The sequence below is a fragment of the Pedobacter nototheniae genome (assembly GCF_032678625.1).
Taxonomy (GTDB): Bacteria; Bacteroidota; Bacteroidia; order Sphingobacteriales; family Sphingobacteriaceae; genus Pedobacter; species Pedobacter nototheniae_A.
In genome coordinates, this window is record NZ_JAVTSO010000004.1 from 437139 (window position 1) to 460152 (window position 23014).

20 protein-coding genes are annotated in these 23014 nt (G+C 35.1%); all 20 read right to left on the reverse strand.

The window, feature by feature from the left end; translation table 11 throughout:
• Positions 1 to 2 precede the first annotated feature (2 nt).
• The 20 genes from R2Q77_RS14595 to R2Q77_RS14690 all read right to left on the reverse strand — a co-directional run bounded on the left by R2Q77_RS14595 (position 3) and on the right by R2Q77_RS14690 (position 22550).
• On the reverse strand, positions 3 to 563 hold the full coding sequence (locus R2Q77_RS14595; protein WP_316804464.1) for a hypothetical protein: 561 nt from the start codon (positions 561 to 563) through the stop codon (positions 3 to 5).
• A 90-nt stretch (positions 564 to 653) separates the two neighbouring features.
• Positions 654 to 1181 (reverse strand): hypothetical protein, encoded by a 528-nt coding sequence (locus tag R2Q77_RS14600; RefSeq protein ID WP_316804465.1) that lies wholly within the window; start codon positions 1179 to 1181, stop codon positions 654 to 656.
• Between the two features lie 28 nt (positions 1182 to 1209).
• Positions 1210 to 1977 (reverse strand): hypothetical protein, encoded by a 768-nt coding sequence (locus R2Q77_RS14605; RefSeq protein ID WP_316804466.1) that lies wholly within the window; start codon positions 1975 to 1977, stop codon positions 1210 to 1212.
• Between the two features lie 151 nt (positions 1978 to 2128).
• Positions 2129 to 4723, reverse strand: a complete 2595-nt coding sequence (locus tag R2Q77_RS14610) for an SEL1-like repeat protein (RefSeq protein ID WP_316804467.1) — start codon at positions 4721 to 4723, stop codon at positions 2129 to 2131.
• 36 nt (positions 4724 to 4759) lie between these two features.
• Positions 4760 to 5452, reverse strand: a complete 693-nt coding sequence (locus R2Q77_RS14615; RefSeq protein ID WP_316804468.1) for a hypothetical protein — start codon at positions 5450 to 5452, stop codon at positions 4760 to 4762.
• 10 nt (positions 5453 to 5462) lie between these two features.
• On the reverse strand, positions 5463 to 6995 hold the full coding sequence (locus R2Q77_RS14620) for a WG repeat-containing protein (protein WP_316804469.1): 1533 nt from the start codon (positions 6993 to 6995) through the stop codon (positions 5463 to 5465).
• Between the two features lie 16 nt (positions 6996 to 7011).
• The gene (locus tag R2Q77_RS14625) at positions 7012 to 7512 is read right to left on the reverse strand and encodes a copper resistance protein NlpE N-terminal domain-containing protein (protein WP_316804470.1); all 501 of its coding nucleotides are present in this window, start codon (positions 7510 to 7512) and stop codon (positions 7012 to 7014) included.
• Positions 7513 to 7858: 346 nt separating this feature from the next.
• On the reverse strand, positions 7859 to 8674 hold the full coding sequence (locus tag R2Q77_RS14630) for a hypothetical protein (protein WP_316804471.1): 816 nt from the start codon (positions 8672 to 8674) through the stop codon (positions 7859 to 7861).
• Between the two features lie 614 nt (positions 8675 to 9288).
• Positions 9289 to 10275 (reverse strand): helix-turn-helix domain-containing protein, encoded by a 987-nt coding sequence (locus R2Q77_RS14635; RefSeq protein ID WP_316804472.1) that lies wholly within the window; start codon positions 10273 to 10275, stop codon positions 9289 to 9291.
• Positions 10276 to 10480: 205 nt separating this feature from the next.
• The gene (locus R2Q77_RS14640; protein WP_316804473.1) at positions 10481 to 11488 is read right to left on the reverse strand and encodes a helix-turn-helix domain-containing protein; all 1008 of its coding nucleotides are present in this window, start codon (positions 11486 to 11488) and stop codon (positions 10481 to 10483) included.
• Between the two features lie 901 nt (positions 11489 to 12389).
• The gene (locus tag R2Q77_RS14645) at positions 12390 to 13028 is read right to left on the reverse strand and encodes a hypothetical protein (protein ID WP_316804474.1); all 639 of its coding nucleotides are present in this window, start codon (positions 13026 to 13028) and stop codon (positions 12390 to 12392) included.
• 176 nt (positions 13029 to 13204) lie between these two features.
• The gene (locus tag R2Q77_RS14650; RefSeq protein WP_316804475.1) at positions 13205 to 14077 is read right to left on the reverse strand and encodes a tetratricopeptide repeat protein; all 873 of its coding nucleotides are present in this window, start codon (positions 14075 to 14077) and stop codon (positions 13205 to 13207) included.
• Positions 14078 to 14518: 441 nt separating this feature from the next.
• Entirely contained in the window at positions 14519 to 14770 is a 252-nt protein-coding gene (locus R2Q77_RS14655) for an FAD-dependent oxidoreductase (protein ID WP_316804476.1), read from the reverse strand.
• A 69-nt stretch (positions 14771 to 14839) separates the two neighbouring features.
• Positions 14840 to 16009 carry an ABC transporter permease gene (locus R2Q77_RS14660; RefSeq protein ID WP_316804477.1) on the reverse strand — a complete coding sequence of 390 codons (1170 nt, stop codon included), beginning with the start codon at positions 16007 to 16009 and terminating at the stop codon, positions 14840 to 14842.
• 9 nt (positions 16010 to 16018) lie between these two features.
• A complete protein-coding gene (locus R2Q77_RS14665; RefSeq protein ID WP_316804478.1) occupies positions 16019 to 17002 on the reverse strand; it encodes an HlyD family secretion protein in 984 nt (327 codons plus the stop codon).
• A 2-nt stretch (positions 17003 to 17004) separates the two neighbouring features.
• A complete protein-coding gene (locus R2Q77_RS14670; RefSeq protein WP_316804479.1) occupies positions 17005 to 18393 on the reverse strand; it encodes a TolC family protein in 1389 nt (462 codons plus the stop codon).
• A 226-nt stretch (positions 18394 to 18619) separates the two neighbouring features.
• Complete coding sequence (locus R2Q77_RS14675; RefSeq protein WP_316804480.1) at positions 18620 to 19516, reverse strand: 3-hydroxyacyl-CoA dehydrogenase; 897 nt, start codon at positions 19514 to 19516, stop codon at positions 18620 to 18622.
• 11 nt (positions 19517 to 19527) lie between these two features.
• On the reverse strand, positions 19528 to 20889 hold the full coding sequence (locus tag R2Q77_RS14680; protein WP_316804481.1) for a Dyp-type peroxidase: 1362 nt from the start codon (positions 20887 to 20889) through the stop codon (positions 19528 to 19530).
• Between the two features lie 63 nt (positions 20890 to 20952).
• Positions 20953 to 21513: a hypothetical protein gene (locus R2Q77_RS14685; RefSeq protein ID WP_316804482.1), complete on the reverse strand. Its 561-nt coding sequence runs from the start codon at positions 21511 to 21513 to the stop codon at positions 20953 to 20955.
• A 71-nt stretch (positions 21514 to 21584) separates the two neighbouring features.
• Positions 21585 to 22550 (reverse strand): catalase, encoded by a 966-nt coding sequence (locus R2Q77_RS14690; protein WP_316804483.1) that lies wholly within the window; start codon positions 22548 to 22550, stop codon positions 21585 to 21587.
• Positions 22551 to 23014 lie beyond the last annotated feature (464 nt).

The window sequence follows — 23014 nt, forward strand, 5'->3', positions numbered from 1 at the left end:
TGCTAATTATATTCCAGCACATCTTCAATTAAAAAAACGTTGCCCGAAGGAATTACCTTGATGTCTCTTTTGTAATCGATTTTAGCTTCAGTATCTCTAATGGTTACGCCGAACAGATAAGCGTTCCCGATTTTTTTCGTAAAATCACAGCGGGTTACTTTTATTAATCCATAATCTTGACCAGGTACCAGATAGCCAACACCAATGCCAGCATATTTACAGCTAAAATCTTTAGTCCATTTTTTTGTAAAAGCCTTCAAACTCATGCCTCCATCCATATCAACATTCATCGCATCATCTTTATAAGCCATGTATTTGGCTGTATAAATTTCTTGATGTTTTCCTTCAGCTTCATCATTTGTATTTTCTGCAAGGCCATTTGCCTTGTTTAAACTACCGGCAACGGCAAGGGTAATCCAAGTTTTTGCTTTTTCGATGGTCTTGTTTTCTCTATTTATTATTTGTGGATCAATGATTTTATTATCGGGTTTCTTTTTTTGTGCGTTGGCGAAATTAACGGTGCTAAATGCGATGATAATTGTGGTAATTAAAAATTTTTTCATCTGTTGAGGTGTAGTTTTGTTTTTAAATAATGGGTTGTTTGTAAGTTTAATCTAAGCGCTCTACATTTTAGTGGCTTTATATTCTATTTTTTATCCTTGAAAATCTCCACAATCGTGTTGCTTAAATTTTTTCAATAGTTTTTTCAATGTATAATATTTAGAAATTCGTAAATTTTGATATTTAGCCTTATTGCCTATAATTTTTAATTCATATATAGGTGCTTTGTCTATTTGGTTAAATATAAAGTTGAGTTGTTTTGTCTTAATATTAATCCTATTCTCAGTATTTGTGATTTCTACAATTTCTAACACTTGATTTTGTTGCTCATCACATACATTTGTCAATTTTATTGTTTTTTCAGTTATTGATAATTTTGCTAAATCGCAAGCATAACAATTACCTGAAAGGTCTAAACCAAATTTTTTATAAATATTTTTACTTTTCGGTTCTACAATATCAATAGGAATTAATTGTTTTAGCTGTTCAATTTTAATGACTTTATTGTTAATATTTACTGTTGGATTTACAACATTATTTTCGGGTTTCTTTTTTTGCGCATTGGCGAAATTAACTGTAGCAAATACCGTAAAAACGGCGATAATTAAAAATTTGTTCATTTTTTTTTATGTTTCGTATTGGGTTTAATTAGTGTTTAATTTTTAAATAAGCACCTTGTAAACTTGCATTTGGGCCTGTAAACCCGCATTTGTCTGTTTCTTCGTACATGGTAAAAATTCTTAAAAAGCCGTTGTAAAAAGTGATTTTAAATTTGCAGGTTTTGTTTACCTCAATAATACTCTCATTATTTTTTATCAGCATGCCTGTTCCGCTTGCGCTGGCCACATCTTTGGTTTCACCGCCAGTTACTCTGGCTATTGCATAAGCGTAGGTTCCGTTTTTTTCTTTTGTTATTTTGATAACACCGTCAAATCCAGTTTCGCCAAGATGATATTCGTAATCACCTTCAAATCCGGCAGTTGCCAAAACATTTGGCTTTAGGGTAGTATGTGCTTTAAAAGTAAGATTCATCGGGTAGCTAAGGTCTGATTTGGTCGAGCCCCATTCGCCAACAAGTTTTTGCTCGTGATCGGTCAATTTTGCTTTGATGATGCCACTCATATTTCCGTTTTTTTCATACTCGGCCAAGGTGTAAACATATTCTTGTTCGATGTTGAAAGTGCCAATTATTTTAATTGGTATCGGGTTTTTCGTATTCAGGTATTTGATTTCACCAAAAACGGTGTTGTCCCCCAATATGGTAAGATCGAGCTGCACAGGAATTTTTTTGTTGATAAAACCCGTATAGCTAAACTTGTCTTTATCTAATATTCCCGGCGTTTTTTGTTGCCCATGGCAAATGCCAGCAAGCAAGCAAAAAATAACCAATACGTTTATTTTAATTAAATGTTTCATTTTATGTAATTGGTGTTTATAAATTAAAGTTCAGTACACCACAAAAAGTAATATTTTTTAGGAAAAGCCACAAAAGGAACAAAAGAACACAAAATATGATCTTGGTGACCTTCGTGGCTTTGTGGTAAAACACTAAACTATAAGGCATTGGCTACTCATTTTTACCTTTAAATCCTTTAAAAAGCTTGCCTAAAAAAGTCTCTTCTTCTATTTCTAAACCAGCCGATATTGCTTTTTGCTTGTATTCATTGGCCAAAGCTTTATCTTTAAATTCTGGGTTGCGGGCATAAATTAAGTACAGGCTTTCAAAAGCATCTGCTCGATTAAATTCCTCGGCTTTTTTATAATATTTAATGGCGAGGGGTAAGTTTACCTTCATTTGTTCGCCATATTCTGCGTAAAAGCCCAATTGCCAGTTGGCATAACCCGGAGTTTCATCGCCATCAATAGATTTTAATAAATAAGGCAGTGCTTTGTTCGGCATATCGAGCTCGTTGTACAGCCAGCCGAGTTCGGCATTTACATTTTGATCAATTTCATCTGCTTTTAAATAATATTTTAAGGCCAATTGCGTATCTTGTTCTTCATGTTCGCCGTCGTAATAATAGTGCCCCAAATGAATGGCCGATTGCATATTGCCCGCATCAAAAGCTTGCTTGTGCCAATGTACCATCTGCTGATAATCGATTGGCGTGCCCATACCGTCGGAATAGCAAAACGCGGTATTGAGCATCGCAGTATCACAACCCAATTGTGCCGATTTTAAAAACAGCTGAAAAGCTTGCGCATCATCTTTATATTCGGGATATTTTCCTTCGGGATCTTCGTAAATTCTGGCCAAATCGTTCATCGCCTCTGCATTACCCAAATCTGTAGCTTGCTTAAAATAATTTACGGCTTCGGCCATGCCAACTTTGGTATCTAATTCTCTAGCGTCGATTGCTTTTTTGTAAAATACTTCATCCAAAGGAAGATCTTTATCGAGAAAAGCCTGTAACCTATTAGCCACTTCGCCATTAAAATAACAGTAGCCATATTCTTTATTTATGTCGATATCATCTTGTAGTCTAGCTTTATCAACCTCAACAATTCTGTTCGATTTAAAAGTATAAACCATATCGCCTTTACAGCAATAAATTTTGCTTGTTGTTGCTATTAAATCGTATTCAATAGGTGTTTTTAAATTGCCGAGCACATGCATAATGCCCCATAAACCGTTGTTTTGTACCGATAGTAAACCATCAGATAACACAACAATATCATCATAAATAAAATCGGTTACTTGTTTATTAAAATTATTAATGCTGAGGTAAAAACTATATTTCCCATCTTTTTTAAGTTTGAAAAAAGCCTCCTGCAAGCGTTCCATTTCGGGGAATATACCGGCGCAAAAATCCCGGACTTCTTGATCCATATTAATGGGAAGCTGATCTATCCTGTTGTACTCAAAACCGAGAATTGTATTTCCTTTATAATCCAACAAGCCATATTTTTTATCTTTCCTAATTACAAAAACATAATATAAATTGTTTATTATTTTTTCGTAGCCACTCAAAAGCAGTTTTCCCTCATCGCTAAACAACAGGTGTTCGTCTGTTTTTTTGTTTTTAGTGATGGCGTAAATAAAGCCATCAGGAACGTACATCATTTCAACAAAATGTTCTTCGCATTCTGTTAAAAAGGCAAATTTATTGCTAAAAATGAGTTTCGATTTTTTTCCTGTTACGGCCGTGAAATAAAATCCGTGGTAGTTTCGTTCAATTGTGTTTTCGTATTCAAAAGCGAGTAATGTTTTGTTTTGAGGATCTACAATTCCCCATTTATCGTTCAGTTTTGCAGTAGTGTATCCTTCGCTAAAGTCTATAATTTCCATATCCTGATAAATAAAATCGATAACTACATTACCTTTTTTATCAATCAGACCAAATTTGCCAGCTTTTACCACCGTTGCGTAATCGCCCTCAAAATCAAAAGCATCATCAAAGCAAAGCGGCGTAATTTCTTTGCCAGCCTTGTTAACGTAACCAAATTTTGCACCCAGCATAACCACCGCAAAACCATCATCATTGAAGGCATAAAACTCTTCGTATTTGGGCGAAACTAGTATTTTTCCGTCTTCGTTTTTTAATCCCCAAAGTTTATTTTCCTCAAAAATTTCTGGTTCGGCAGGTTCTAAGGGGTAAAAAACTTCCCAGCCATAATCGTAACCTGAGGCGTTAAACAACGATTTAAAATCATTATATCCGAGCCCAACATCTTTTGTAAACAACGATAGTTTTAATAACGAAACCTCATCGGCCTCGATGGCGAAATTAATTACATCATTATTCTTTTTAATATCCGCAAGCCATTCTTCGGCCTGTTCTTGATGACTTTCGCTGTTCATATTAAAAACATCCCAGGCATCTAAATTAAAATAAGGCTGTTTCAGGTCATCGATGTACTCAAAAATATTTGCTTTGGCGGTAGCAAACCTTTCTACATCGTCAATCAATTCGTCCTGATGTTTTTCGATAAAATTATAGAACCGTTTCAGATTTTTCACTCCCGCAGGTGCGAGATAAAACAAGCCCGAATTGCTCCCGGGCGTATGCGTATTGTAATTATTGCCGGCAATTGTAGCGCCATCAATTAATAAGGGCATTAGAAAAAGAGGAATTTCATATCCCCATTCCATCATCATTCTATCTTTTTTCGAAGCCTCACTTATTTCTTCGGCATTGTATAAATAAACTCTGTGCGACATATTTGGATGGTTTGGTTTAGCTTTTTGTTGGTAAAGCTATTGCTGTTTTTTGTTAACGATTAAATCAATATCTGTTCCGTAATCTGGTGCTAAAAATGGCGTTTTGTTGTCCTTTTTATAATCGCCAAAATCGTTTGTTAATGTATAAGGCACCAACTTGCCGTCATTTACAATATGTGCTGCCGAATAAGTGATTCCCATCCAGTTTTCAATTTCATCGATTTTATTTTTGGGCATTAACGCAATTTTTTCGGTATCAGGCATATCCTCATAGTAATAACGCGAATGATTTAAACCCGGATATTTCTCTTTCAAATCTTTAGTTAAAACAAATGCGCCTCCGCCTTGCTTATACAAATCTTCTCGCAGTATGCCAGTTACAGTGATATTTGCGATATTTTTTTTTAAGTTTTCATATTCGTCCGAAGGAGATAAAAATGGTTCTTCCAGTAAATTTGTGGTTAAGTACAGTTTATTTACCGCTTCAACCCTTACAAAATCTCCTTTTATCCGAATTACTTTAAACACAGAATAACTCGTTTTATACCATTGGCTTCCTCCATCAGCACGCCAAACTTTCGAAAAAATAAAACTGCCCAGTTGTAACTTATGTTCGGTGCTGGTTATAGTCTTCTGCCATAAATGCTGGTTGTATTTTCGTTTTAGATAAAAACACAAAACAGTTAATAACAACAAACTAATTAAAAGTAAGGGTATTTTATATTTCATAACTCGCTAACTATTGTTCTCTGTATTCTTTCCCCGTATTTAGGTTGATGTAAAATTTGATTTGCTGCTCATTTTCGGTTTTGTAAGCGTAACCATCAGCCGTAATTTTATCGTAAATGGCAGCCGTAATTTGGCTGTGGTTTTTAATGTTTAACAGTCCATACTTTTCGTTTTTCGTTCTGCTTTCTTCTAAAGAATATACCGCAACTCCAGCTTCAATTGTAGTCGTTAAAAAATTGTACAAATGCATAATCTGCCATTTTTCGCTCAATACATTATAAATACCGTATTTTTTTGATGCCGCATCTTTACCGATGAACATAATTGGAGAAAAATTTATTGGGTAGGCTTCACGATCAAACGGAAGTATTTTAAAGTCCAGCGTATTGTTCAATATGCCTTTTTTTTCAGCGCGTGTAAAAAACATTTCGCCATTAGGTAACATTTTTTCAAAACCCTCGTAAACAGGAATATTAGTGTTCCATTTGCCATCTCCATCTAACAATAATGCACTGTTTGTAGGCCGTTTTCCAAATGCAGAAACGACCAAAAAATACTTGCTATCTGGGATGGAGGCAACAACAAATGCTTTGGCCATAATTTCCTCGGCAGAGACGGTTTCATTGCTGGTTTTATAGTCGGCAATATTGGTTGGAAACGGTTTTTCTAAATCAGGAAAGAAATAAGTTTTGCCAGTTTTATCTTTAAAAAGATCGGTTGTAATTGTTGCGAAAGGGTACACGCCCGCGTTTCGTTTTTTAATTTCAATCGTTTTATTGGAACCAACGCTAACCATTATGCTATCTATGGCAATGTAATTTTCTATTTTTCCTTCGGTTAAACTGGATTTAAAATACGCGTTTTTCTCAAAAGTAATTACTGCATTGCTGTCGATAATATCGAAAACATTGTTCGCAATTTTCTTCAGTTTTTGATCAGTACCCAGTTGGTATAAATTGTTGCCAACCATTAAAATATTTCCTGCCGATGAGATATTAATGTCATCCGGAATTCCACTTGTAGGCGACCAACTGTTTTTCCAATACTTCCCACCTTCGGCATCCGAACGATTTCCATTAAAAAGGATTTTTTGATCCGGCAAATGTTTAATTGTCCACACCGCTCGGGGTACTTTTGTGGCCAAAAACGGGCCGCTACTGTTGGTGCTCAAAACATTAAAATCGGGTAAAATTTTCCAATTCCAAAAACGCATCCAAGAGTTGTATTCTTTTTTCTGTATCAAAAGCGTAAATCGACCTTTTTTCTGCAACTCGATATTTGAATATTGAACTGGCACAATTATTTTTCCAAATTCATCAATTACGCCATAATTATTTTTATCGCCAACAACCGCATATCCGTTTACAAAGGGATTGGCAACCTCAAACATAGGTTCTATAACGAGCTTGCCATTTACATCGCAATAGCCCATTTTTTTTGATTTGGCGAGCCAAGGAAATAACGCTGAATTTTGTTTACCCTGGGCCAACAAGCCCGAGTTAAATGAAACCATAATAGTTAAAATGAGGTAAATAGATTTCATTGATTTGGTGTTTTCTTTAAAACGCAGCTGATTGATACCACTTTCTATGGGATAATTTATAGCTGTTTCCGATTTTTTCTTGTCCTTGTAAATCCATCCTATGCATCAGGATGGTATCTTTTGTAACGATACTAAATGTAGTTATTAGGGCTTTTCTATTCTGTTTGAGAATAATTTGTTTAGACGTTGGATCTAAGGACCATGAACCTGCGTAAACCAATGCATCAGGTTTTTTTTTAGCCGTTGGATCAACCAATTGCTCTTTCAGGATAAAAGTATAATCCGATTCGAGCACAAGGAAAACACCTATTTTTTTGTTTTCAGAAAGTGGTATAGCGCCAACATATCGTCCCACATTAAAATTTAATTTAGCCATTTTTTCCTTATAATAATCCATTACTGCAAGACCAGCAAATATAATCGAGCTAAAAAAAAGCGAAAACACTACAGATTTAATCATTTTTTTGTAATCGGTTTTGCCTTGTATTAATCGTTTTAAACCATCGTTTTTTTTCACCAAAGTGTCACTTTTAAAATTCGTATTGTATTTTTTACGGCTATGTAACTAATTTCTTTATTAAGAAATAATATTCACAAGTTCATAACACACATTATATCATCTTTTCCCTTTGGATATTATTGCAGCTTTAAATCAGCGAGTTAGATTGTAATTATTTCTGGCTAATAAGAAGAATTCTTATAGAATTTGTATTTCTGTTCTAATAATGCTCTTAACAACCATTAACACAAAGATCAATTTGGTTAATCACCATAAAACCACTTAATAATATTACTTTTAGCCATAAAACCAGGTGCACATCAAGATTAAACATAAAAAAGAGGTCTTATATAATCATTTAAAATTAATGTGATTGTTTATCAGTATAATATTCAATTTCCCGAAACGCTGTTTTTAACACACCTGTAGCTGTATCTCTAAGAATAACACAGGTTGGATTGCCATATTGATCTATCCGAAGTTTAGTTACCTCAGTTAATTCGGTGCCTTCAGTTTTATACACTTTAGGATTACGCAAATCCACACTTATTGTTGTTTGTCTGATCATTTCCTGTTTTTTATTGGTTAACCTCTCTACGGTTTGTATAACCATCAAACTGTCTTCTGGTTCCCCCACACTATAGATAAATTTTTCTGTCTTTGCTTGCCCCATGTCGTCTAACCAGGCACTATCTCTTCGATCCTTTAGCTTACCCTGAGTAAAGTAATCAGTTACGTACAAGTTGGAATTTACCACTTTACGCTTCGTGGTTTCCTTAATCTTATCTTTTTCGCTATATTTCCCGCCTTCAAAAGCGCTCACTGAAAATGATTCTATTGTTAAAGGGAATTCATTCAATGAAAGGGCGATTAATTTAGTGTAGTAAGTTTTTCCTCTGGTGTAAGCCGCACTCGTAATTAATTCGTTGACAGCCATACCCCCATTTTCATTATATGAAACCACATCTTTCGTTAAAAAATCTTCTTTACGAATAGGTTTGTTATTTTTCAACTGTTTAGCACTGTAATATGTAGTCGTCATTTTTTTCACAGGGCCTTTGTATCCTCTCAATTTAAGGTCATTAACAGACACTTGCGATTTAGCATTCGTACAACTTAATAACACAAACAATACCACTAAACTCATCCCTTGCTTAAGCATAATTACTGATCCGAACATTTAATCCATTTTAAATATTAAAGTTTAGATCACCAGTCCTTCATTCTATTTATAAAAATTAATAGATGAATTATGATGCAACTCTTTTTAAAAGTAAAAGTATCATTAAACAATAAAACCAATGAATCACCCAAGTGAGAAGTACAACATCATCCCTGAATAACCTAAAATTCTTAAGTAAAGACAGTTCTGAAAATATAAAATTGTATAGAAAACCCTGAACTTGAAGGGACTAAAACTATTAAGTTTAGGTAAACTATTCTTTTACCCACAGCATGCTGGCGGCTTTTGCTCTGGCTAAATTCTTCATGGTCGTTTATTTCTTTTTTAAGAAAACCCTAAGTAGTAAAATTACAATTGTTGGTAGTAGTACTCGCTATTGTTTTTGGACCCCATCGCGCACTTCCATGATCTGGAAAAGAATATTGCATGAAATCAACCTACCCAGATTAGCTCCATGCAAAAGTCATTATTAATGGCTAATTTTTCTCGACTTTAACCACAGCTCCTCTATTTGCTGCTGCTCTGATTCTTAAAAACATTACCCATTTATAACAGTAAGATCAGCCGCCGTACGTCTTGTCCTTAAGTATTTTTGTTACTCAAAAATGATGTTATTCCTGATCCTTGCCATGAACTCGATATTTAACTCTGTACTGAGAAGGAGTGCAATCGTAAACAATTTTAAAATAACGATTAAAAGAAACTTTTGAATTGAACCCACTATTTTCTGATAAGTCTTCAAGTTTCATATCCAAATTGGGGTCTTTAAGTAATTTACCAGCATGATATACCCTTAATGTATTTATAAAATCGTTAAACCTTTTTTTTATACGCCGACTAAATACTTCGGTTAAGTGATGTTTGGGTATTCTCAAATGCTGCGCTAAACTAGCCAGGGATAATGACCTGTCAAGAAAAAGATTTCTTTCCTGGATCAGGTGCATCAGATTTTGTTCGTACTTAATCAATTGTTCGTCTGTAAGTGCCGAATGTTTATACTTTGGCAATTCTGCTGCTTCGATTTTTTTTATTCCAATTGTATTCTGCGAAGATGGGATAGAGACTTTAGTGCGTTCATAAAGTAGTTTATTTACTAAATAAATTAAATGGGACAAAACATATAAAAATACAGAAAGGTAACGTAAAAGTTGGGCAAAATAAACTGGTAATCCGCCCCGATCAAGCATTCCGTTATAGAAAACAGTCAGAGAAAGTATGCCCACAAAAATCATCAAGATCTTTGTAAAGACGAAAAGGCTGCGCTCTGTTCTAAATTCATCACTGCGCTCAAAACTATCTGAAAGAAAAGACCATGTCACATAAAAAAGCAAAGAAATTGAGAGGAGGATAAAGGATATGAACTTCATCGGTACATGCACAATTTTCTCTATGTTTATCCAACCAAAAGATTGCATAATCGTTACACTCGAAAAAAGTACAAACGGCAATAAATGAAGGATAACCTTTTGTTTAGACAAAACCCCGTCCCGCAATGAAATAATTCCAAAGTATAGTAAAGGCCCATATAATAAATAAAATGGAATCAGATGCCCCCTATCTAAATCATCCTGCCTATACAAATACAGCATGATATACATAAACAGATAATTTGTGAATACAAGAACCATCGCCCCTCGTATTACACGGTAGAATGCGCTTATTCTTTTAACCAAAAATGTCAACAGAAATGTAGTTAATGAGAACAACAGTATTGCTATAAATGTGAAAGAAACCAGTGAGAACATTTTCTGCAGATAAGTGATTAGAATACTTTTATTATAATAAATCAATGTACAGCGTCTGCTATACTTGCTTCTTTTTCACCTCTAATTCCGTTCGGTATTCACGAGGAGTAATACCTGTCGTAATTTTAAAATAATGATTAAAAGACGTTTTTGAATTAAATCCACAAGAATAGGCTATTGTTTCAATTGTTAAACGGTAAACATCATTTTCCATAATTATCATTGCATGTTTAATTCTATACTCTGCAACAAAATTGTAGAATTTTTTCTCAAAGTAAATATTAAATACCTGCGACAAATTATGTGCAGATATATTTAATGCTTTGGATAGTTGTACAGGAGATAGATCCGGATCGAGATAAGCTTTACTGTGTTCAAAATAGTCAATAATTTCTGCTTTGAATTGCTTTACCTGTGAATCAGAAAGTGTAGACTTTTTGTATCCTTTTTGTAACGCTGCGCTAAATTGATTTTGAGTAACTCCGTTTAAATTTGTGGTAATTCCCGAAATGATCCAATAACGGATAATTGCTATGCACACGATAAGAAGTAATCCGTAAGCAAAATACCTATAATCTATGCCCAGGTTAAAATGAAAGATCACTTTGGCTGGATACATAATCGTCATAACCAGGGAGATTACAATAAATACAGACGAAATCAAAAGAACAAGTGTTTCGGCATCCAAGTCATTAATATCTTTAAGAGAATTGACCCTTATTAATATATAAACACTGTAAATCAGTAAAGATAAAATTATCAGAAAATAACTATTTTGGTAATTAACGATCAAAGTATCTCTGATCTGGTCACTACCCCCAGAATGTAAAAGGATATTGAGCAAAAATAACGTTTTGATCAGGCATGGAATCAGATGCAACAGATTTCTAAAGTCTCTCCAAACTGCTTTTCCTGAAAGTTGCAGATAACTGGCAAAAAGCAAAGGGCCAAGTAATAATAAACTGGGGTTCCATAATTTATGTACATAATGGATACCTCCAGAAGTTAATTTAAAAGTATTTAAAAGATTGAGGATAATAAGAGTAAGCAGTATAAGCGTAATCATCCTAAAAGCGAAGTTTTCCTTGTGTCGGAATTTTATTAGTTTCAGGGTATTGATTTTAAGCATAATTAACCTAAATATTTTCATACATAAAATCAAGCATAATAATTTTTGTTAATCTCATAAAGTCATCTGAAATAATCAAAAAGTACGTTTTGCTACTTAACATATGGCTTAAAAAAGAGCATTAAGTTATGAAATTTCAAAAAGTATATAAGCAAAATGGATGCCAACTATGCCATTAATCTTTTCATTATGCATGTTGATTGAAAACCTTCATCCAGTCAACCCATAAAAAAAACACCAAACTTGATAGCCAGAAAATATATCCATAACTTGGTGTAATGTCCACCATTGTAAATTCAGAGCTTCCATTTCCGCCAACATAGCTTGAATGCTGAAGTGCAAATTGTCTGTTCACAAAAAAGAAAAGACTAAAAACTATGGCAAGACATTTCAATATAAATGACACCTTTAGGTTCTTCGACCAAAACCAAGATAGTAGTAAAAGAACATTAGCCCACCAACTTATACCAACTGCTTTAAATGCGACGTACCACCCAAGCAAAAGATACCAGACTCCAATCATGTTAACATCATTGTAAGTTGTAAGTTTGTTAAAGACTGGCGAGCTGTTATCCGGTACAGCGACAGGCAGCAGCAAACTCACCACAAAACACAACAGGCCCACATTACTCAGAATCCTTGTTTTAACTTTAAATATCATTTAATCTTGAAGTTTCAGATAAGTACCTTGTAGTGCTGCATCGTGAATGACAAAGGAAAAAAGGGGGCATAAATTTTACGATCTTCATTTTTGAATTTGTGTTTATGACAGTCCGAACCTAACACAGCTATTTTATACTGACTTTTAAATCGTCTGAAGTATTTCCCACCGAGGATTTTATTTTTTATTGATAATCAGGTCAATTTTATCCCCCTCAAAGGGAGACAAATCCGGTTTTCCGTCATCAGTCAAAATATCCGAATAAGACCGCAACCTTCTTTCTTCTATAATTGCTTTAGCAGAATAAGCTCCCCCCACATAAAGACTCAGTTCACTTCTATCAGTAGGACGGACTCCGCCCCGTTCGTATTCACGTAGCTCTTCATACCAATAATTCGATTTGCTTAGGCCTGGGTACTTGCTTAACAAAGCTTTTCTACTTAGATCGCTAAAGTCTTCTGGCAGAACTCCCGTTACCAGTGCACTTGCTATGTTTTCTTTAAACTTCTTATAAATTCCAGCTTCATCCACAAAACTATCTCCATCCTCTTTTTTTGCTAAACCTTCCACATTTACACCTGCTACTATCACCAGGTCGCCATCTATTTTTAGCACCTTAAAAATTGCATAATCCGTATAGTTAAATGGATAGCTTATCTTTTCACGTTTTTGTTTCGAGAAAATAAAACTTCCCACCTGTAATCTATGTTCAGGACTCACCACTGCTCTACTCCACAAATACCGACCAATATATATAGTAGCCGGGACAGAAACACAAGCAATGGCTATCAGTATTATTATTATTTTACTCTTCATTTAATTGTATTATTAACTAAAAATACATGTTAATATGGATACAAATGTGTCATCCATGTGAGGAGTACATCATTTAACTAGTATTAAACAAAGTAGTAGCAACTTACCTGAAAAACCAGGCAAGACCAAACTTCGACAACTATCATATGGGGCAGAAAAACTATTAACTATTCAAATCACTGATCCGCCTTGTTTCTTTTGTCAGCTGCTAAATTATCGATAGCATCTTTCATCTTTGGATCAATTTTCAGAATCGAATTATAATCTTGTATAGCTAAATCATAATTCATTTTACGGTCATAACTAAGCGCCCGGTTATAATATCCCTCTACATTATTTGGATTTAGCTCTAAACAGGCTGTAAAATCTTTTATTGCCAAATCATAGTCTCTCTTATAATAATAACAAATCCCTCTATTAATATATCCATCTTCATTATCTGGCTTTAGCCTTAAGTAGGCTACAAAATCCTTTATCCCAAGATCATAATCTTTTTTAGTTAGATAGAGATATCCCCTGTTATAATATACTTCCGTATTATTTGGGTTTAACAATAAAGAAGTTTCATAATCCTTTATAGCCAGATCATAATCTCCTTGATAATTATAACAAATCCCCCTGTTCATATATACATCCGCATCATTTGGGTCTGATGGTAAATAAGTTTCATAATCTTTTATAGCCAGCGCGTAGTCTCCTCTACGATAATAGCAAAGTCCCCTGTTATAATATAACAGCGTGTTTCTCGGATCTAACAATAAAGAAGTATTGTAAGCTTTTATAGCCAAAGCATAATCTTTTTTATAAAAATAGCAAAGCCCTTTGTTCATATATGCATCTGAACTCTTTGGTTCTAACTGAATCGCGGCATTATAATGCTTAATGGCTAAATCATACTGTCCGTTTTGATAAAACCCATCTGCTTTATCAAATAGTGACTGGTAAGTTATTTTTCCTTTTGAAGAACTCTTCTTTTGTGCAAATCCGGCATTTTCACAAATAAATGGCAACACAAAAATAAAAAGGAATAGGATTTTCAAGCTTCTCATTGGTAATGGTTTTAATTTAAAAAATTGTTATTTAATATAAACAGGGTTTCATATGATTGAAAACCGCTTGATTTCTTTAAACTGGAATAAAGCAGTATCAAATTTTTATTTTTGAATACCCACATTTAAACTGCGTATAGACTGATTAAATTCTGACATACTTCTATTTTATTTTTTTATTATCCGGGTCATCACTGATCATATAAAAATCAAAACCATTAATTTCTTTCAAAAAGGTCGTACACCTGTCAAATGAAAATTACACAACAAATCATTTTTAAAATTACCGAGCTTACCTACATCAAGTCGCCATGCTGAAGCAAAAATAGTTTAACAAAAACAGGATATACAGTTCATCCAAATGAGCTGTACGCCATAGCACTTGGATGAATCCATAATAGGACAGTTCATTTAGTATCTTGCTTCTATGTCAGAACGCATTTATCTAAGCAATATACCCAGAAAAGGAAACCAAGACAACGACGATGATAGCTTTTCAATGGTCGAATGGGGATATGAATTACCGTTTATTTTAGTCCCCAGGAAAGCTGTAGATACCTGATATAACAGGGGAGGAAAAAAATGGTAATTGTTCTTATCAACCAAAGTTACCTTAAACCCTTCTTTTTTTGAAAGACCATTGGCTAAATTAATCCCTGCAAATCCTCCCCCAATAATAACGATATGTTTCATAAACTTAATTAATTCCTTTATTCTTCTTCTTATAAAATCCCTTTGGTATTATTGATTGTACTCAGGCTATTAAGTTGTTGGTATAGCTGTATGTTTTAGTTTTCTTATTTTTAAATAGAGTAAACTGGCGGCCAGTAAAAGGCAAAGTACGGCTATAAACAGGAGTGCATACATCGGTGCTGCCACCCTTGAAAGATCGCCATGCTCAACAAATAGCGTTCGATAAATTTTTAAATAATGCGTAAGTGGAATTATGCCAGCAACATGCTGTACCCATTGTGGCATTTGGCTTAAGGGCCAGGTAAAGCCACTTAAAATAAAGCTCGGTGTGGCTACTACCATTAATACTTCTGTAGCTTTAAGTTGGTTAGGTAATAGTATGCTTCCTAAAATACCAATAAAACAAACCGCTAGAACAAACAAAATGGTAGCGAGCGCAAATGGGAATACCTCTGTTCGTAAGGGTAGCCGGTAAAAAACAGAGAAGCCGTAGTACAGCAATAATATGCCAACAGACATTATTACATAAGGAGCGATTTTTACAAAGATTAATCCGAAAGGATTACTTATTTTTTTTACTAAATCTTTAAAAGTGTCTTTTTCAAACTCGGACGAAAAGCTGAGGGCTAGCCCTAATAATAATACTTGCTGAAAAACGGTAAGTAATACGCCTGGTAACATAAAATATAAATAGTTACCACTCCTTATATTTTCCTTTATAAAAGTAGTTCTGAAAGGCTCGTACTGGGTACTGGCAATATTGCTTGGCACGCCTTGTTTTTTTAAAGCCTCAATCTGTATTCCGGCTTTAAAAGTTGCAGCACACAAATTAACGGCCGAACTGGCAAAATTTGCTGTAAGGGTATTTGAAGCATCAACAAAAACAGTAAGCTCTGGATATCTTTTTAAAAAAATTTGAGTTTCAAAACCTTTCGGGATAAGTACCACACAAGGTGCATTTTTTTCCAATGCCGTTTTACGAGACTGATCGGTACTTCCTAAAATACTGACGACCCTTATGACCTCATTTTCTGTAAACATCTGAATGAGTTTTTGACTCATTGCCGAACGGTCTTCATCAACCACAACGATTGGTAAATCGGTTACCTTTCCTTTTTCATATACGTTACCTACTAAAAAACCGTACATAATAGGAGCACCAATAAAAAGCATTCTCAATACTTTATTGTTAAAAAACAATTTGAATTCTCTGCCAATGAGCTGAAATATTTCTTTCATTAGTTCGTGCTATTTGTTAGTGTTGGCCAAATCTAGATGTACAGTTCCCTTTAGCAACAATGTACTTGCTTCTTGCGGGTTAAGTGGCACTACTTTTATTTCAAAAAGTGATTGGCCTTGCTCATAATCTGGGTAGGCTGAGCTAATATTTGCATAAGCACTAAGTGGTTTTATCCATACAATTTTTCCCTTTATGGTTTTGTTTTCGTTTATGGCCTGTACACTTACTTCTTGTCCGGTTTTCATTTTTGCCGCTTGTTTTTCCGTTGTGGTAAACCTGAAAAAAGTAGTGTTATTTAAAAATCCTGAAACCAGAGAATAGCCAGGTAATGCCAATTCGCCTTGTTTTAAGGAGATGCTCTCAATAGACATTTTTTGTGGGGCAATAATAAAGCGTTCTTTTTCGGCAACGCCTACTTCATTTAATGCACCAACAGCCCGTTCTTGCTGCCCTAAAGCCATCTGTTGCTGTTCTAGCCGTGCACCGTTTTTAGCCTCCGTTAATTCGGCCTCTGCCGCTATATATTGATTTTTTGCCCCTTGGTATTTTGTAAAAACTTCATCAAATTTTTGTTGAGAAATGAGGCTGTCTTTTAGCATATTTTTTAGTCTGAACATAGATTTTTCTGCAAAATCCATTTGCTCTTTTGAAGCAGAAACTTTGGCGTTTAATTGGGTAAGCTGCCCTGCTGTAGCACCTTTTTTTGCCATATTGTATTGCGCTTCTGCACTATTGAGTGCGCCTTTGGCTTGTTCTTTTTTTGCTTGTACTTCGGGTAGCTCCAATACTAAGAGTGTATCGCCTGCCTGAACCATTTCACCCTCAGTTGCATTTATTTTTTGGATTTTTCCAGCCAGTTTGCTAGATACAGAAATTTGCTCTCGTTCTGTTTTTCCTTCTAAAAGGCTTTCGCTATTTTTCTTGGTACTGCAACTAGTAAGCAACAGTGCGAAAAGTAAAAGATATAAAGTAGAATTTGTCATCCGTTTCATTTTTAGTTCATTATTTTTTTGAGGAGATTTCCTGAATTTTGTAACAGTTGTAGGCCTGCACTACGCTGTTGTATAACTTGCATATAATAATTCAGAGATGATTTATAGAGGTCATTTTCGATTTCCAATCGCTCAGAAATATTGATAAGCCCTTCTTGGTATTGTTTACTGCCCATTAACATGTTGTTCTTTGAAATCACGATTTGCTGTTCCGTAATTTTTATTTTCTCCAACGTATTTTCATAATCAATTTTTGATTTATTAATCAAAAGATTTAGTTTTTCTTCGGTATCTTTTATCTTATTTTCATTGATTTCCAGATCGGCTTTGGCCAAAGCCTTTTTGTGTTTATGTTCGCCCCCCGCATAAATATCCCATTTGGCAGCTATTCCAACTAAAACATTGGGAAAAGTAGATAGCTTATTAAGTTTTAAATCTACGTTACCAAGTGTGCCTACATCTTTTAGGGTAGTGGTAGAATTAAATACATTTAGATAAGACACATTGGCGAAAGCAAAAACGGCAGGCAAGGCACTACCTTTTTCTTTTTTAATTAAATATTCATAAGCTTTAGATGAATGTTGAAGTGCTTGTAGCTCTTTTCGGTTCTCTGCATTGAAATTTGTTTCTGTTAAGTTGAGTGCATTTAAAGGGTAATTTATATTTTTAAACTGCGCTACATCAAGGTGTGTTAATTGCGTTAGTTTTTGTAGCAAAAGTTGCCTGTTGCCTTTAACTTCCGTTTTCTTAGCTTCTAATTCTAACAAAGCTAGACGAATTTTATCCCTATCATATGGAATAGCCAATCCGTTTTTTATAGCAGTAGATACGTATAAATTCTCTTTTTGCAGGCGTTTTTCAGTATCTACAATCAATTTATCAACTTCGGCAAGGAGCATTAACTGGTCGAATGTACCAATCACGTCCATTGCAATTCCTTCTTTACTGGCATCAGCCATTAACTGCTCAGCTTTTGATTTTTCCATTAAGGCTTTTTCGGCATTGGGAATTTGCATACCGCTAAAAATAATCTGTTTGCCCAACAGGCCAACGCGGCCAATATTCCCATTAGTCGAAAACGAACGGCTCCCCTCAAAAAGCTCCAGTCCAGTAATGGGAAGCGTAACGGTAGGAACATCCAAAACACCACTTTGGTTAAAATAGGTGTATGCCGCGTTAGCCGAAATTTCCGGTAAACGTTTGGCATGTACACTCTCGGCATTAATAATTGTTTTATGAACTTCAATGTTTTTATTTAGTAGCTCATAATTGGTAGAGATGGCTTGCTTTATCGGCTCCCGAAGTTGAGGGTCGATAAGTTGCTGTGCTATTACTTTGCTCGAACAAATCATGATCAGCACAAAAAGTAGTCGCGTAAGTTTTATATTCATGGGTATATCTATAAAATGCTAAAGAGTAAAATCATTTTTTGTGATTAAGTGAAAAAAAAATAAAATCCAAGGCCACTGCTAATTCTTAGCCTGAATTTTATCAATTTAGTTATTATTAAAGGTGTTTTTCAAATACCTTTCTATATAATATACATAATATTCTCAAAAATGATTACTATTCCAAATATAATATTTCATATAACAGATAATCTAATCTTAAATTCGGTTACTTCAGGAAATCCTTATTTAAAAACTCAGGGTTTGGGTATTTATAAAAGCCTTCGCCTGTGGCAACGCCCAGTTTATTTGTATCGATATAATTTTCTTTTACATAAATAGGCACTTTAATTTTAAATGGATCCTCTGACGCATCTGCCTTCATTTTAAAAACGTTGTACACCGTTGTAAGACCAATTACATCCATCATTGCACAAGGTCCTGTTGGTGCGCCAACACCTTTCATCCAGGTTTTGTCAATGGTATGCGCATCAGCTACTTCTTTCACCAGCAAATCTAATGCGGCAGCAAATAAAGGCACCGTTAAGGAATTAATAATATAACCGGGTTGTTCTTTATTTAAAGGTAAAGCCAACATACCAATAGCCTTTGCAAAAGCGACTACTTCATCAAAAACAGACTTATTGGTTGTTCCGTGCCCCATAATTTCGGCGGTATTGTGTTTCCAAATGCTATTGGCAAAATGCAGGGCAAGAAATTTCTCTGGTCGACCTGTTTCAGCTGCAAACTGGCTAGGTAACATCGTTGATGAATTGGTTGCGAAGATTGTTTTTTCAGGTGCAAGCTGAGCCAACTTGTGGTAAAAATCAGTTTTTATAGCTGGGTTTTCGGGCACAGATTCGATCACCAAATCCGCATCTTGCACCGCAATTTTCAAATCCGAGTGGTAACTTAAGTTAGCAAATGTGGCATCCAATTGTTCTTGTGTAGCATTCAAATCTTTTTTATAAGCCTCACTTAATATGTCAAATTTGGCTTTAGCTTTTTCCAAAATTTCATCATTGATATCGTACACAATTACTTTAAATCCTTTAAAGGCAATTTGAAAAGCTATCTGATAGCCTAAAACGCCACTGCCAGCAGTGGTTATATTTTTAAAATTCATAACAATTAATTTTATTCTTGTTCCAAAATCCAGTTTAATCCATTGATGCCCGGAATAAAGAAATATTCGCCACCTAGCATCCTATTAAAAGTTTTTACACCATTTACACGTGTACGGCCACCTTCTGCTTTGGGCAAAGTAAATACACCATCTTTACCTTCTTCTTGTAAGCCAATAATTGGATCTTTTTCTTCGCCGTGATTAATAAAGTTTCCATTATTTACCCATTCAGATTGCAAAAACTCCATGGTTTGCATCGCTTTGGCCGAAATTCCCATAAAATAAAGCCCTCTTTCTTTTCCGTCATCTTCTAAAAAATCATCGCCAGGAACACCGCCAAAACCCGCACCACGGCGAATAATGCGGTGCATATTCAAATCAGACATTACAGCCATTTTGGTATCACGTGGGTACATTCGGCGCATGTGGCAAGATAACGGTGTTACACGGCCATACTCATCGCCTTTGAAATCGAAATTATTAATCCTCATTTTATCGGTAGCCAATTCAGAATCATCAGCTATTGGACTTAGTGCCAACGGAGCACCAGAGCGCCAACGACCGAATAATTTAGCGGCCAAAAGTTCTCTATCTTCGGGTGTTTTGCCATTTTTGTGCAAAAATTGGTTAAATAAATGCACCTTACTTTGATATTTACGTAAGGCTACAAAACTGCCATTTTTCGAAAATGCTAAGGGCTTAATAGTGTCATCCACATTTCCTGCTTCGCCCGGGTAGCCGATAATAAATTCGCCTGGTTTTATAGCTCTGCCGTAACCTGGTGGAACATCAACTCCCGAACCGTCAATCTCCGGATTAGATAATCCATCTCTAAAACCGAAAGCATTTCTTACTTTTTCGGTGGCAGAAAAATCGCCCATGGCCACAATGTTATACCCAGAAATATCGTTAAATTTATCTCTTACGTTTTGCAATTTTTGCTTCCAATCTGCTTCAGTTTGTGCAATAACATTTACAACGATGTGGATGTTACTATCTTTAAAAGGATGTTGCCAATTATCAGGATGATTTTCGCCAGTATCAGTTAATTTTTCATGGCGAGCGGCCATGCCTACTTTAAATTCTTTCGGGAAACTTTCTAAGGTTTCCGCCGGCAATCCTAATGCTTCAAAACCTTTATAGCTAATGGCAATGGAGGAAGAGCCTTCGTGCGAATGGTGCCAATTTACAGAAGTGGTTAATTCGGGAAGTAGGTTTTTTATCAATGTTTTTCCTGCTTCTTTATTTTTAATTTCTACCACGACTACCGTTCCATAATATGGAATAGGCCTGGCTCTTAAAATGAGACTTTGTATTTGATCCAACTCCAAAGTAACTTTAGACTGGTCGAAATTGCTACTGCTTTGATCCATATATTTCGGATTAATTAGAAAATTTATGTTACCTGAAAACTTAGGCAACATAAATTAATTGGGTTAAATTAAAGAAGCTTCGTCTAAAACTTTATCTATACCGTTTGCTATTTTTTCATGTCTTGTAATGTCGTTAATAGTTAAGTTAGGATGTGAAACATACCAACCAAAACAACTTTGCTGTATACTTTTAATGAAATCTTTTACGGTTGGGCTCGTAATGCCAGGCCAGCCTTCTAAACAATCGAATACGATATCCAAAACTTCGGGAATTTTGGTTGCAAAATCGTTGATGTACGAATCCCAGCTTCCATCGAAAGTAGAAGCAAATAATAGTCTTGTTTCGTTATCGATAAGGGCAAAACGCATGTCGTGTATGGTGCCAACGCAAGACACTACGGAACCGTGTTCTGAGTCTAATAAATGGCGTACTTTTTTTAAATATTCGGCGCCACCATCTGATTTTATTTTGCCTATTACAGTAAGTTCGCTTACTTTTCCACTGCGCAAACCAGCATCTTCATCCGCAAATGAGCTGTGGTTTCTGCCATCCATAGGTGGATAATGTTTTATGGCTTCTACTAAGTTTTCTAATTTTACTTTTAATTCTGCATCTGTAAACATAATTTTTTCAATCTAAATTGTTTGTTAATTATTTAATTTATTAGAGATTTTTCCTTCTAAGTAGAAAAAATTTAGCCATGACCGAAGGGGCATTTTTCTGCACCTTTCCAACCTCCGGTACGTTTTGCTACAGATGCCTCGTATACACCGCGGCGTGCGTGTAACACAGGATCAGCACTGGTTTCAATTCCATCAGTAAGTTGTGTTGGGTCGTGGTTCATTATTGGGTCGGTAAAATCTGCTTCGTTTGCTCGTTCAGAAATGGTTAATCTTCCAATAACAACTTTTTTACGATCAGCTGGCCATGGCGCAGAAGGATCATCTGTTGAATCATTTGGCCCCGCTATCTCCAAAACCAAATCAAATTCTACTTTTCCTTTGGTTAATCTTTCTTCCAACTCTGTATAAAGCAAATCAATAGACTCTGTGGATAACTCTCCTACAGGCCTGCTCAGTACATCTGCTAAAGGAACCCAACTACTTCGAGCCGGTGTAACCTCATCATTAGCATTTCTGTACAAAAATGTATGTGGGGAATTGAATAGTGAAGCGGCAAAACTTACAGGCTCTTCTCGTTCGGTAAGTAGTTTAAGTGCATAACCAACATTAGGATGTTCGGATGTATATTTCTGTACACCAGCCATATTGGGGGCTCCTCCTGGCTCAGTTGGGGTTGCCGATTCTAATAATTCTAATAACTGCTCAGGACTATTGGCAAAAAAATATTTAATGTTTAACATCACCGTATTCATTACCATACCATTAGGCAGATAGAAACGGGTTGCCATGCCAAGTGTTGCTCCAAAAGGTGCATCTGGATTTACACCTCCTTTTGAAAAACGTACAGTAACTGGTGTATTATCACCTTGCAAATGCACTGCTTTTGAATAAGTTTTGGCGATATCGGTAGCTTTAAAAATACCATGATAAAAACGTCCACCAGCATGTATAGCCCTAAAACCTGGAGCATAACCCAAAACTTCACCCATTTTCTCGACTAGATCAACGCCTTTGTTGTACTGATTTTTCTGTGTCATTTTTTTTAGTTTTTTATATATTTTGATTTTTTGTCCAAAAGGGAATTTTTAGAGACCGTAATTTTCATCCTGATACGCTCTATTTAAAATGTATTTCAAGGTCCTTAATTTTATATATGGTATATAGTTGCTCTGCTTTTGGTCAGGATTTCATACAACCTGGAAACAAACCTGAATTGATTATTGAGCCATGAGCTTTTTGAATAGTAAATTCTGACTGACAGTTCTTAATAATATATTCGAAGTGTTAACAAGTAATATTTTTTATTAAACTGGCATTTCATCCTTTTATTTAATAAAGAGCTAATTAGATCACTCATAGGCAGCTCAACCAAACATTAACTATATTTATAGGGAGGTAACTAAATTAAAAGATCTATACAAGCAGCCTAATAGTATCGATTAGCCCTCATAGGATATTCGTATAAAACTTTTTCCTCCAGCCATGTTACAATAACCAAGGC

Bases quoted from the DNA above. Each gene is read 5' to 3' on its own strand.
- R2Q77_RS14670 (WP_316804479.1), bottom strand. From the start codon at position 18,393: ATGAATATAAAACTTACGCGACTACTTTTTGTGCTGATCATGATTTGT.
- R2Q77_RS14660 (WP_316804477.1), bottom strand. From the start codon at position 16,009: ATGAAAGAAATATTTCAGCTCATTGGCAGAGAATTCAAATTGTTTTTT.
- R2Q77_RS14690 (WP_316804483.1), bottom strand. From the start codon at position 22,550: ATGACACAGAAAAATCAGTACAACAAAGGCGTTGATCTAGTCGAGAAA.
- R2Q77_RS14595 (WP_316804464.1), bottom strand. From the start codon at position 563: ATGAAAAAATTTTTAATTACCACAATTATCATCGCATTTAGCACCGTT.
- R2Q77_RS14615 (WP_316804468.1), bottom strand. From the start codon at position 5,452: ATGAAATATAAAATACCCTTACTTTTAATTAGTTTGTTGTTATTAACT.
- R2Q77_RS14665 (WP_316804478.1), bottom strand. From the start codon at position 17,002: ATGAAACGGATGACAAATTCTACTTTATATCTTTTACTTTTCGCACTG.
- R2Q77_RS14645 (WP_316804474.1), bottom strand. From the start codon at position 13,028: ATGAAGAGTAAAATAATAATAATACTGATAGCCATTGCTTGTGTTTCT.
- R2Q77_RS14630 (WP_316804471.1), bottom strand. From the start codon at position 8,674: ATGTTCGGATCAGTAATTATGCTTAAGCAAGGGATGAGTTTAGTGGTA.
- R2Q77_RS14650 (WP_316804475.1), bottom strand. From the start codon at position 14,077: ATGAGAAGCTTGAAAATCCTATTCCTTTTTATTTTTGTGTTGCCATTT.
- R2Q77_RS14620 (WP_316804469.1), bottom strand. From the start codon at position 6,995: ATGAAATCTATTTACCTCATTTTAACTATTATGGTTTCATTTAACTCG.
- R2Q77_RS14600 (WP_316804465.1), bottom strand. From the start codon at position 1,181: ATGAACAAATTTTTAATTATCGCCGTTTTTACGGTATTTGCTACAGTT.
- R2Q77_RS14655 (WP_316804476.1), bottom strand. From the start codon at position 14,770: ATGAAACATATCGTTATTATTGGGGGAGGATTTGCAGGGATTAATTTA.
- R2Q77_RS14680 (WP_316804481.1), bottom strand. From the start codon at position 20,889: ATGGATCAAAGCAGTAGCAATTTCGACCAGTCTAAAGTTACTTTGGAG.
- R2Q77_RS14675 (WP_316804480.1), bottom strand. From the start codon at position 19,516: ATGAATTTTAAAAATATAACCACTGCTGGCAGTGGCGTTTTAGGCTAT.
- R2Q77_RS14635 (WP_316804472.1), bottom strand. From the start codon at position 10,275: ATGTATATCATGCTGTATTTGTATAGGCAGGATGATTTAGATAGGGGG.
- R2Q77_RS14640 (WP_316804473.1), bottom strand. From the start codon at position 11,488: ATGATTACGCTTATACTGCTTACTCTTATTATCCTCAATCTTTTAAAT.
- R2Q77_RS14685 (WP_316804482.1), bottom strand. From the start codon at position 21,513: ATGTTTACAGATGCAGAATTAAAAGTAAAATTAGAAAACTTAGTAGAA.
- R2Q77_RS14605 (WP_316804466.1), bottom strand. From the start codon at position 1,977: ATGAAACATTTAATTAAAATAAACGTATTGGTTATTTTTTGCTTGCTT.
- R2Q77_RS14610 (WP_316804467.1), bottom strand. From the start codon at position 4,723: ATGTCGCACAGAGTTTATTTATACAATGCCGAAGAAATAAGTGAGGCT.